This window comes from bacterium, from assembly GCA_021372615.1.
GTDB lineage: Bacteria > Armatimonadota > Zipacnadia > Zipacnadales > UBA11051 > JAJFUB01.
Window position 1 is genome coordinate 1 of record JAJFUB010000123.1, and the last position, 12,098, is coordinate 12,098.

The window sequence follows — 12,098 nt, forward strand, 5'->3', positions numbered from 1 at the left end:
GGCCTGCCCGAATGCGCGCGTGGGGACACGCGCGCCCACGCGACAACCACTTCGTCCACGCGGCAAACGCTTCGTCCACGCGGCAGCCACTGCCTCGCCGCGACCTACTCCGACACGTTCGCGCCGTTCGCCGCCAGCTTCTCCAGCAGCACTTCGGCCGGCAGTGCCCGGGGTGTGCAGGCTCTCTCCAAGCACAACGCCGCTGCGGTGCCGGCCGCCTCCCCGAGGGCCCGACACGTGGGCTCGATGCGAATGGCCGCCTGGGCCTCGAAGGTCGCCGATATGCAGCGCCCGGCCACCAGCAGATCATCCACCCCCAGTGGCACGAGGCAGCGGTACGGGATGTCGTGGTACTCGCCCGGCGGCAGCTTCTTGAGCGTGATGCCCACACCCGAGGGATTGTGCACATCCACCGGGTAGCTGCTCTTGGCGATGCGGTCGGGGAAGCGCGTGGGCTGCAGGCAGTCCTCGGCCGTCAGGACATACTCGCCGACGATGCGGCGGCTCTCGCGAATGCCCGGCAGGGGCGCGGTCAGCACCAGGTAGGCGTCGTCGAAGCCCGCCAGGTAGCGCCGGCAGAACTCCATGATCTTCGGGATGACCTTGCGGCCCTGGACCTGCACCTTGGTCAGGTCCTCGGCCTTCGCGCCGTTGACAAACGTGATGCGCGGGCAGTTGAAGGCGACCTCCCCAGGGCGGCCGGGGATGCTGAAAAACTGCACATAGCCGCCCTCCTCCGGGGCGAACACGCCGTCGGCCGTGGCCTGGTCCACAATGGCCTCGATCTTGGGGGCCACGGTGAAGCCTTTGGAGAACCCCATGGACAGCTCCGGCGGCTGGCAGGGCCGGTCGGTCAGTTCGGTGATCTTCACGGCGAGGGCGTCCAGGTCCACGTTCCCCAGGACGAAGCGAAGCGAAGCCGACTGGTTCAGCCCGTCCTCCGGCCGCCCGCTCTCACACGGCACGCCCGCCCGGAAGGCGATGTCGGCGTCGGCCGTGCAGTCCACGAACTGCCGAGCAGCGAACTCCTGCCGGCCGGACTTGTTGTAGGCGACGACACGCGTGAGGCGCCCGCTTTCGGTGACTGCTTCGGCCAGGAAGGTGTGATAGAGCAGCTCCACGCCCGCCTCCAGGGTCATGTCCTCCAGCACGTACTTGAGCAGCTCGTAGTTGAAGGCCGAGGACCGGCAGCCGCCGGGCCACGCCGCGAGCCGGTCAATGATCTCCTGGTGCATCCCGGTGATGAGCTGCTGGCCGCCGGCATGGTAGCTCATGTACGGGACGACGAGCGCCCCGGTCTGGCTGCCGCCCAGGAAGCCGAACTGCTCGACCAGGAGCGTCTTTGCCCCGCCCCGCGCGGCGGCGATGGCTGCACACGACCCGGCGGTTCCCCCGCCGCAGACAACAACATCATATCCACTCATGGTCACTGGCCTCACGGACGGTGCGTGATGACGGTTGCGTCATCCGCACCGGTTGGTTCGGGCTACACCGGCAAGGCACCTGCGCGCGGCGGTATGGAACCCGGCCAGCCGAACGGCAGGTGACAGCCTAGCAGCGGCGAACCCCTGCCCCATCACCTTTCAGCGCGAGGTCGTCATGTCCGACTATCTGCCCACCGCCGTCCCCACCGCCCGGCAACTGGAATACCAGGACTGGGAGATGGGCCTGTTCCTGCACTTCGGCATTCGCACGTTCTACGAGGGCCACCGCGACTGGGACGGCAAGCCCATGTTCTCGAAGGCCTTCGTCCCCAGCGCCCTCGACCCTGAGGACTGGGTCCTGTCAGCCAAGAACGCCGGGATGAAGTACCTGGTCCTGACCGCCAAGCACCACGACGGCTTCGCCAACTGGCCGAGTGAGTACACCGAGTTCCACTGCGGCAACTCGCCCTGGCGGAACGGCGAAGGCAACGTCGTGCGGGACTTCATCGCCGCCTGCCGCAAGCACGACATGCACCCGGGGCTGTACTACTCACCCGCGCAGTGGGGCGGTACGGTGGACTTCAGGGGCGACGCCAAGGCCTACGATGACTACTTCATCAACCAGATCAGCGAGATCCTCGAGCCGTACGGGCCGATTGACGTCCTCTGGTTCGACGGCTGCGGCAGCGCCGACCACGAGTACGACTGGCAGCGCATCACCGACCACATCCGCAAGCTCCAGCCGGAGGTGAACATCTTCAGCATGGGCACGGACCCGAACTTCACCTGGGTCGGCAATGAAGCGGGCATCGCGCCGGTGCCGAACTGGAACACGCGCGTGGCCGACCAGGGCGCGCCGATTGACGGGCAGCAGCCGGTCAAGTGGCTCCCGGCCGAGTGCGACTGCATGATGCGCTTCTCCAACTGGTTCTACAGCGATCAAGACGAGCACACCGTCAAGAGCGTGGAGCAACTCATGGGGCTGTACTACTACTCGGTGGGGCGCGGGTGCAACCTGCTCATCAACATTGGGCCCGACCGGCGGGGGCTGCTGCCGGACAAGGACCGCGCCCGGCTGCTGCAGTTCGGCGAGGAGATCCGGCGACGCTTCGGCCGGCCGCTGGCCACGCTGGACGCCTTCACGCGCGAGGGGGACACGTGGACCTACGCCTCCCCTGAGCCGTTCCTGGTGGATCACGTCATCACCCAGGAGGACCTTACGCGCGGCGAGCACGTGCGGCGCTTCGTGGTCGAGGCGGTGCTGACCCACGGGGGACCGGCGGGCACCATCTGCCTGTGGGAGGGGCAGAACCTGGGCCACAAGCAGATCTGCCCGTTCTCCCAGCTTCAGGTGCGTCAGATCCGCCTGCGCGTGACGGAGTCCGATGGCCCCGTCAGCCTGCGCGCCCTGGAGCTGCACAAGACGCGGTAGCCGCGGCGACCAAATGGGGTATAATGCGAGCATGATCGAGACCAGCGAGATCCCGAAGACGTATGAAGAGGCCGTCACGACACTCGCGCGCTGGCAGGGGGAGATAGCCGACCCGGATCTCGTCATCTACGCGTGCCTGGACCCCGAGCATCAGGTGGTCCGGCTGATTGAGATCAGCGCGGGCTTCGTCAGCACCAACCCGCCCCACCCCTGGGCACTGGGGCCAACGCCGTATTTCCCCTATAGGAGCGAAGTCTTGCTGCTGACGCCGGGGGACTGGGAAGCCAGCAGGATTCCAGACGACTGGGCCTGCCTGACGCGCGAGCAGGTGTGGCCTCAAGCATGACCAAGGCCCACGCGTTCTTCCGTCAGGCCGCCAGTGACTTCCGCGTGTTTGAGTTGCTGCTGTCGCAACCAGGCCTGCCGCAATGCCATGCACTCCACTATCTGCAGATGGCGAGCGAGAAGCTGGCGAAAGCGATCTTCCTGGCGGGCGACCCATCGTTCAACTACAGGCGCCATGCAGTGCTGCGCAACCTACACCAACCACTTCGGCGTCAGGACGTCTGCCGGATGCTCGGCTTCGGCAGCATGAAGCAGTACGAGGCCACGCTGAACGGACTAAGGCCCGTGCTGGACCAGATTGAGCACCTGTGTCCCGCCGTGGACGATGGCGCCGCCGCGGACACGACCCCTAACGTGGAGTACCCGTGGCTCGGACGGGACGGGCAAGCGGGCCTCACGTGGCTGGTTCCAGCCGACCACCAGTTCGAGCTTGTTGCGGAGTTGCTGAAGCCTCGCCACGCTGGCTTGACCGCACTGCAGTTCATCGCCCTGCTCCTGGAACGCCTCTCACCGATCATCGAGTGACAGGATGGCGGACAGCACTGTTCACGGCTTCGCCACCAGCCGATACCGCAGCGTCACCTCCTGCCCCGCCGTGAAGCGGGACGGCAGGCTTACCAGTGCGCGGCCATACGTGTGCTTGCCGTTGTAGTGGTCCACCGTCTCGTCCTGCCCCAGCGTCACGGCTAGCGGCTCCGCGAAGACGACACTGTGCCCCTGGCCGGCGGCGTCGCTGAAGCGTATCGTCGTGGCAGGCTTCCCGCTCTCGACCGGCTGGCCCTGTGCGTCCAGCAGCTTGACCTGCATGTCCGGCTTGATGTCCGTTAGCGGGTACGGCAGGCACTCCCACACGTTCTGGCAGGTGAAGTCCGCCTCGCTCTTGGCCGCAAGCGCACACTCGATGCCGTCATCCAGGAAGCGGTACGCGCGGCGGTAGGTCAGCGGCGTCTCGCGGATCTTCCCGGTCAGTTCCGCCGTGCCGCGCTCCGTATCCAGCTTGCTCTTCACGTCCATGTAATAGGGCCACAGCACCCGGTCCTCCCCCACCTTGACCAGTAGTGTGTTCGCCCGTGACGCGCCCCAGTTCTTGCTCAGCAGCGACACGCCGAAGCCCGGCGACCAGAACAGGCACAGGCCGTCGTTGTGCGGGTACTGCTCGCCGTAGTCCTTCGGCCGCACGCCCATCTGCCACTCCTGGTAGGCCACGCCGCAGTACAAGAAGGCATAGTAGGCAGGGCGCTTGACGCAGAAGAACTCGTCGCCGAAGTTGCGGGCAAAGCGCTCCTCGGCCACGCAGGGGAGCTTCCCGGGCAGGCACTTGTTCTCGTAGATGCGCCAGTTGGCGAAGTTGATGTCGAAGGCGCCGCTCGCCCGACCGGTATTGGCTGGCTCCTTCGCGAAAAAGTCGTCCGGCAGGTAGTGGGCCGCTTTGCGCAGGTCCTCCTCGGCCTTCCGCCGACCTGCCTCGTCAGTGATCGGCTCGTAGTACGCCCAGGTGCCGTGCCCCGGATAGCGCAGGCCAGCCTCGGGCAGGTTGTCCGACATCGGCCCCAGCCCCGCGCCGTACTGGGGGCCGACCCAATCACCCGGCGTCCGGTGGCAGTAGCCGCTGCTGGCCAGCCACGTGTCATTCGGCTCGGGGACGATGGTGTGGTTGAACAGGTTGTAGGCATTGCGCAGCGATTCGAGTAGGCGAGGGTCCTGGGAGTGGTGGTAGATCTCCGACAGCGAGTGGCCGGTGATGCCGTTGTAGGTGGCGTCGGGGCCGTTGGCCTCGGTCATGTAGCCGGCCGGGCGCTGGCCCTGGAAGAGGCAGTCTATCAGCCAGTGGACGTTGCGCAGGACCGCCTGCTTGTACTGCTCCTCGCCCGTCCCCTCATAGTAGCGCCACAGCCCGACGAGCAGGATCGTCCACTGATTGGTGCAGCCGCCAACCGTGCCGTACAGGAAGCGGTCCGTCAGCCGCTGCTGCCCGGCATGCCAGATGGCCTGCACGTCGGTGGGCACGTCCTTGTACACGAGCGAGAACGCCCCGCTCTGGGAGTGCTCCAGCGTGAAGGCATGGATGCCCACATAGTAGGTGTTGCTGATGTTGCAGTACTCGCCCTCGCGCAGGACCATCTGATCGAGCAGCGCGCCGATGATGATGCGGTTGAGCAACTGCGGGTTGTGGTAGTACGGGTTGAGGCTCGCCTGCATCCAGTACATCGCGGCGAGGTCCTTGTTGAGCCCGGCGAAGGTCTCCAGGCCGGTGCGGTCGTAGTCGGCCAGCGGGTTGCCGGCCTTGGCTTGACCCTCCTTGTCCTTCCAAGTCCAGATGGCGCCGAACCACGGACTCTTCGGGTCGAGGTTCTGGGTCGCCAGGATCGGCGGCAGACATGCCATCACGCCATAGTAGCCAAACAGCAGCGTGTTGCGGCCGGGCTCCTTCAGCAGTTCCGGCATCAGCTTGTCCAGCGGCGCGACAGGCACCGCGTAGTCCGACGAGGGGCGCTGCTTGTACTGCTGCAGCAGCTTCCAGGCAGCTACCTGGTGCCTGTGGAAGCACACGCTGCCATCCGGCATGACGTCCACGCTGGCGTGGATGGCCTTCGCGGCGTCGGCTGAGGGGCACAGGATGATCGGGTAGCCCTTGAAGTCCAGCCGGTAGAAGTCGCCCGTGGCCTGCAAGCGCCAGACGTGCTCCCCCGTGGGCAGCGCCACTGCGCCGTCGCGCTTCTCCTTGGTCAGCTCCAGCTTCGCCGCGCCGGTCTCATCCAGCAGCTTGAGGCTGTCCAGTTGGTCGGCGGCGGCGACCGGCAGCCTCGGCAGTCCCGGGGGCAGGTAGACGTAGGTGTCGGCGAACTGATCCTTGACGCCGGTCAGCCACTGCAGGTGGCCGAACACGCCGAACTCCAGCTCGGGCGTGGTCTGTAGCTCCACGGTCGAGCGTCCCCAGGACACGCTGTAGCCGCCGGTGACGACGACCTGGTACACGCCCGGCCCGGCGGCCGCGATCTTGCCCTGGTACACATCGGGCTCAGGCTTGGCGATGACCTCACCCGGGAACTCGTGCCGCAGCACCAGCTTCTCCTGCGGGTCGAACACCCGCAGCAGCGTCGGGGTCGGGCGATCTTTGCGCCAGGGCTGCATGACCCTGACGCCCAGGTCGAAGGCCTGCCCCGTGGGGTTGACGAGATAGAACGTCAGCCCGTCGTTGAGGCAGAACGGCCCGGGGAAGGGCTTGGCGGCGCAGGGGAGCGCCGCCAGGATGAGCGCCAGTCCGGCGATGCCAACGCGAGACATGCACCATCATCTCCTCAAGACGGTCTCGGGACGCGACCGCGCCCCGTCAGTACTCGACCTTGATGCTGAAGCTGCTCGGCCCGGGCTTCAGGATGACCAGCTCACGGGCGGGATCTGTCTCGGCATGCGGCCGACCGTTCACCAGCACCCGCCGCCAGTGCTTGCCTTCAGGATGGCGCAGGCGCAGGACAAGGCGCTGCCAGGGGTTGCGGGTGGGCGGGCGGACGGTCGCGGTCAGGGAGCCCTGGCCTACTGCCGAATCCACCCGGAGGCTCACCGGCCCGAACTCGGTCGGCAGGTTCTCCAGCCGGATCGTCTTGCCGTGCTCGAACCACGCCCGCGGAGTGCCGTAGAGCAAGCGCAGTTCTGTGTTCGGCTCGCCCCACTTTGCCGGGGCTTCCATGACCAGCATCTCCCGCAGCAGCAGCATGGCGACGGCGCTGGAGCACGGGACCGGGTCACTCATGTCCGGGACCCTGTACTGACTGCGCACGTGTAGGTCGCTCGCGTACAGCAGGTTCGTCTCCCGCGAGGCAAAGGTCGTGTGGTCCATGCTGAAGGCCAGGTAGGCGTAGAAGCCCAGCAGGAACTCGTTGACCTGGTCCTGCTGGAGCTTGGACAGCATGTAGCCCAGGCCGTACAGGCCATCGAGGCCGCCCGGCCCCACATCGCGACGGAAGCGCGGCAGCAGGCAGAACGTGCGGTTGTCCTGCTCCATCCAGTCCGTCAGGTAGCGCATCTGCTGCCCGCCCGGCTCCAGGGCCGTCAGGTCCAGCAGACAGCCGATGAAGAGCTGGTCGTAGTCGTTGCCGACCGGCGCCTTGGCGTAGAGCTGCAGCGGCAGGAACGGCGGCGTGCGGTCGCGCAGCACGTTGCCCTCGACGGCACGATCCAGGCAGGCGCGGTAGTCCGCCGCCTCCTGGCGATAGCGCTCCGCGGTAGTCTTGTCCCCCAGGTCGTCCAGCAGCCACGCTGTGTCCACAAGCCCCTTCCAGCAACAAAAGTTGGCATAGAGGGCGTAGCACTGCAACTCCGAGATGTCACCGCCATACGACCACTTCGGCAGCAGCCCCCAGTGCAGCGGCTTCTCGCCGTTCTCCAGCACCATCGTCCGCCGCCGCTGGGCGACCGTCCATTCGGCGCACTCGCGGATGAGCGGCAAGTGCGTCTCGATCCACGCCCGGTTGCGGGTGAGCCTGTAGAGCCGGATCGCGTACGAGGGCTGCAGCCCGTTGCGGTACTGCTGGTGCCGGTCGGCATACTTCTTGTACTCCGGCACCTTCACCAGGAACTGCGGCGTGAGGTACGTGTGGTCCATGTAGCGCTCGGCATCAGCGGAGAAGCCGGACTGCGCCAGCGCCATCATGGCGTAGCCCTCCTCGACGCCGTACAGGTTGCCGTCATAGACCGAGGGGTACGACCCGTAGGGCATGACATCGCCATCGGCGTTGATGAAGAGCTGGGTGAGGACAGCCTTGTAGAGGTTGTTGACGCGCGCCTCGGGCACCTCGACGACGGCCGCGGGCTTGAGGAGGCTGTCCCAGTACGCGACGGGCTGCTCGCCCAGCGTCTCGGCCAGCCGGCGCAAATCCGTGAACTCCGGGACCGCGGGCGACAGCGGTTGCACGACCTTGATGATGCGTTCGGCGTCATTGCCCAGCTCGAACGGGACGCGAACGGTGTTGGGATCACCGGGGAAGGCTTCGAGGTGCTCGCCGATCAGTACGACCTCGCTGCCGCGCAGGAGGCGGTCGCCCTGGATCGTCAGCGGCTGGCCTTTGGCGTCAAGGGTGAGGTTCACGGAACTGCGGAGGCGATCGCCCTCGCCGCTGCGCGTCACCAGCACGGTCAGCAGCAAGCACGGGCACGTCTCACCCGGCCCGGCGTACCCGACACCCGCCATGAGCGTCACCCCGAGGTCCGCCAGGCGCCCCGCAGTCACCGTCGCCGGCATCCAGCCCTGGGCCAGACAGCGACTGACGGTGTCCCTGCTGTCGGCGAGGCGCTCCCGCCTGTCCCCGAACGAGACCCGCAGCGGCACGCTGGAGAGGACGTCGCCGTCCCACGTCACGCCGACCTCGCGCTGGTCATCCTTGAGCCCTAGCAGCGCCCGGGCGGGTGTCATGGGGAGTGCGGCGGTCGCCAGCGCCTCGAAGCTCGGCTCCTGGCCGGAGGTGAGCTGACTGCGCGTGAAGGCGTCGCTGACCAGCCGATCGGGCCACACGTTGGGCGCCACAGGGAGGTACCGGTACGCCTCGATCTCGACGGGCGGAGGGCAGCCGGCCGGCCACGCGAACGCCAGGGCCGTCGTGACGGCCGGCTCGAAGGCGTAGGTCAGGCAGTGCCGGGCGTCGTCTCGCTGGAGCTTCAGCCCGGCCTGGACGGGCAGCCAGTGGCCGTCGGCGCCCAGCAGCATCAGCGCGGGCGCGGTCGGCGGCAGTGCCCCTGCGAAGAAGAGCGCGGCTCCGTCCAGGACATGCGGGATCGGCCACGCCACGCCGACGCGAGCGCCCGTGGGGAGCTGCTCGCGCAGCGCCGCCAGCTTCCCATCCACCAGCTCCGGGGCTCCCACGCCGTCCTGCTCGCGGCGTCCCCACACCACCCCACGCGAGGCGTCCGGCTGCGTCTCGTGTAGACGGGCGATGTTGCGTTCGAGCGTCACCAGCTCCAGGGCTTTCAGTTCGTCCGCCGTCAGCTTCCGCATCCCCTCCAGCCCTGGCCGGGCCTCGGGCTGCATCAGCGGTGTGATCTCCTGCAGCGCCAGGAAGCCCCGCTCCGCTTCGCCGCCCCGCGGGTGCTGCAACAGGCGTATGGTGCGCGCCGTGACTGCCGGGAAGGTGATGACGCTGTGTTGGGCCGTGGGGCGCAGCCAGTCGCCGGGGCCGGTCAGCGACACCCAGTTGGCGTCGCTGAGCATGGCGACCCGGACGGCCTTCGGCCACCACTGCGGCTTGGTCCACCACAGGCCGACCTGGTTGAGGGTCACCGGCTGCGGCCAATCCAGGCGCACCCAGTGCTCCACCCCGGCGGTCGGAGCCGAGACCCAGCTATTGCCGCAGTTGCCCAGCGCGTCCCGGTGGCCGTAGACCTGCGTGATCTCCTGGCCCAGGACGACCCACTTGCCGTCGGTGAGCACGCCCACGGCATAGCCCGAGCAGGTCGTATCCGCCGTCACGGTAGCGCGCGGCAGGGCGTCGGCCAGGGCGACGCCCGTGCTCAGCGCCGCCACCAGCAACAGGGCCAGTCCGGGAGTGGTCATCAGCTTCCTCCAGCACCAGGTGTCCGGGCATGTTCCGCCAGCCGGGGCGGCGCTCCTGCGTGACAGGAGGAGTCGGCCGCCGGCGTGGTGAATAGGCCGGGCGGACCTGAGCGAACTGCCCGAGGTGACGCGTTGCCCTCCGTTGTGACTCCCGAATCTCATGCCGCCCACGTGCCGTCGCGGGCGAGTAGTGACCCGACCCATGACCACACCAGCCATGGAGCGGTGACACTCCGCGCCGTCATCATCGCGGTCGTGCTGTCCCTGCTCGTGACCGCGTGGGCCAAGCAGGCCGAGCTGGTGACGCTCACGAGCCAGATTTCCGAGAGTACGCCGCCGATCGCGTCCATCCTCGGGCTGTTCCTGCTGCTGGGCGCGACGGGGCTGCTCAACAAGCTCGCGGGGTGGGCCAGCCATAGTCCCGCCCGGGCCCACATCGGCCGTTGGGCCCATCGCCTCCGCCCCTCCCCCGGTGAGATGCTGGTGGTGTTCGTCTTCCTGGCCATCACGGCCGCCATGCCCGGTGTCGGCCTGTTCCGGCAGGTCATGCCCTGCCTGATGGTGACGCAGTACTTCGGGATGCCCACCAACCACCTGAACGAGATGGCGGCCAACATCCCGACGGCATGGGCGCCGACCGACCCGGAAGTCGCCCGCGTGTTCTGGGAGGGTGGGGATACTGCTGTGCCGACGTTCGGCCTGGAGGGCGTGCCCGTCATCGGGCCGGTGCTCGAGGCTACCTACCGCTTCCTGGCCGGTCCCCTGCTGATCCCCTGGCAGCACTGGCTCACCCCCTTCCTCATCTGGTCGCTGTACCTGAGCGCCTACTTCATCAGCGCCTTCTGCTTCATCACGCTCTTCCGCCGCTCGTGGGAGGAGGATGAGCGCCTGACGTTCCCGGTCTCGAGCTTCTCGGTCGAGATGATCCGCCCCGAGGGCAGCCTGCTGTCGGGCCATAGCTTCTTCCGCGACCCCGTGGTGTGGATCGGCTTCTCGCTGGCGTTCATCTACAACCTGACCAACGCCCTGAAGGTCTTCAACCCGGCGTTGCCCGCGCTGGGCATCTCCTATTCCCTGGGCAGCCTCTTCACCGAGTCGCCCTGGAACACGATGTCCGGGTTCTCGATCTTCTACAAGCCGGAGATCCTCGGCCTAGGCTACCTGGTGCCCTCGGACGTGCTCTTCTCCATCTGGTTCTTCACCATGGCCCAGTGGATCGTGCGGCCCTTCGCCAAGATGGCCGGCTACACGCCCTCCGGGTTCCCATTCATGGCCCAGCAGGCCCAGGGCGCGTTCATGTTGCTGGCCGTGTACTTCCTCTACCAGTCACGGCGCCGGCTGTGGGAAGTCGTGCAGAAGGCCACCGGCAGTGCCCCGCACGTGGATGACAGCACCGAGCCCCTGCCCTTCGCCGTCTCGTTCTGGGTCGCCCTCGCGGGCATGATCGTCGTCTTCACCATGCCGATGCTCTTCGGGGTTGCCTGGTGGATGTCGGTGATGTACTTCGGCATCATGTTCGCGATCCTGCTCGTGTACTGCCGCAACCGCGCCGAGATGGGCTTCCCGGTCGTGTGGGGCTACCCGCTGTACGCGCAGCGGTCCTCGATGATCAACTTCCTGGGCAGCGCCGCCTTCCTGCCCGGCGGCGACAGCCAGTCCTTCACGCTGCTCACGATGTTCTCGTGGCTCCAGCGCAGCGTCAACCAGGCCATCACCAGCACGGGCGTGGAGGCCTTCGTCTCCGCCCACCGCCTCGGCCAGAGCCGCCGCACGCTCGCCAAGGTGGTCATTGCCGCCCTGGTCTTCGGCCTGTTGACCTCGTTCGTGGTCAACCTAGCGTCATACTACGAGTATGGTGGGCTGGTGCTGTCCAGCCCCGGCGGCAACGAGGGCGGGCAGATGACCCAGGAGGTGCTGAGCCAGTTCAACGCCATCTCCCAGTGGCTGGACCGGCCCGAGCAGGCCGACCCGCGCAAGATGGGCTACACCATCGGCGGGGCCATGATCGCGTTGGGCCTGATCGCGGGACGCCGCGCGTGGGTCCAGTTCCCGTTCCATGCCGGCGGCTATGCGCTGGCCAACTGCCACGGCAGCCCCTTCATGTGGTTCCCCGCCTTCGTCCTGTGGCTGACGAAGGCGCTGACCCTGAGGCTGGGCGGCGTCAAGCTCTACCGGCGCATCGCTCCGGGCTTCCTGGCCTTCACCCTCGGGCACTTCTTCTCCGTCGGTCTGTGGAGCTTCCTGGGCTTGTGGGCCGGTGAGTGGGTGCGGCGCTACATCGTGTGGTTCCTGTAGCGGAGGCGCAATACCAGGGCGGGGTGTCGGCGCAGCCGACGGGGACCCCGCCCCACCG

Annotated in this window: 7 protein-coding genes; 4 read left to right on the forward strand and 3 right to left on the reverse strand. The window is 67.4% G+C overall.

Going from position 1 to position 12,098, the window contains the following annotated elements; genetic code table 11:
- Positions 1 to 104: 104 nt before the first annotated feature.
- A complete protein-coding gene (locus tag LLH23_18365; GenBank protein MCE5240428.1) occupies positions 105 to 1,424 on the reverse strand; it encodes an FAD-dependent oxidoreductase in 1,320 nt (439 codons plus the stop codon).
- A 175-nt stretch (positions 1,425 to 1,599) separates the two neighbouring features.
- On the opposite strand from LLH23_18365, the gene LLH23_18370 reads away from it, so the two are divergent.
- The 3 genes from LLH23_18370 to LLH23_18380 are packed head-to-tail and all read left to right on the forward strand — an operon-like array spanning position 1,600 to position 3,726.
- A complete protein-coding gene (locus tag LLH23_18370; protein ID MCE5240429.1) occupies positions 1,600 to 2,856 on the forward strand; it encodes an alpha-L-fucosidase in 1,257 nt (418 codons plus the stop codon).
- Between the two features lie 31 nt (positions 2,857 to 2,887).
- Positions 2,888 to 3,202, forward strand: coding sequence for a hypothetical protein (locus LLH23_18375; protein ID MCE5240430.1), 315 nt, complete (start codon positions 2,888 to 2,890; stop codon positions 3,200 to 3,202).
- The gene (locus tag LLH23_18380) at positions 3,199 to 3,726 is read left to right on the forward strand and encodes a hypothetical protein (protein MCE5240431.1); all 528 of its coding nucleotides are present in this window, start codon (positions 3,199 to 3,201) and stop codon (positions 3,724 to 3,726) included. Before LLH23_18375 ends, LLH23_18380 begins: the two co-directional genes overlap by 4 nt.
- Positions 3,727 to 3,747: 21 nt before the next feature.
- On the opposite strand, the gene LLH23_18385 is transcribed toward LLH23_18380, so the two are convergent.
- Both LLH23_18385 and LLH23_18390 read right to left on the reverse strand, forming a co-directional pair.
- On the reverse strand, positions 3,748 to 6,486 hold the full coding sequence (locus LLH23_18385) for a hypothetical protein (GenBank protein MCE5240432.1): 2,739 nt from the start codon (positions 6,484 to 6,486) through the stop codon (positions 3,748 to 3,750).
- 46 nt (positions 6,487 to 6,532) lie between these two features.
- Positions 6,533 to 9,745: a hypothetical protein gene (locus LLH23_18390; GenBank protein ID MCE5240433.1), complete on the reverse strand. Its 3,213-nt coding sequence runs from the start codon at positions 9,743 to 9,745 to the stop codon at positions 6,533 to 6,535.
- A gap of 225 nt (positions 9,746 to 9,970) precedes the next feature.
- On the opposite strand from LLH23_18390, the gene LLH23_18395 reads away from it, so the two are divergent.
- A complete protein-coding gene (locus LLH23_18395; GenBank protein ID MCE5240434.1) occupies positions 9,971 to 12,040 on the forward strand; it encodes a hypothetical protein in 2,070 nt (689 codons plus the stop codon).
- Positions 12,041 to 12,098 lie beyond the last annotated feature (58 nt).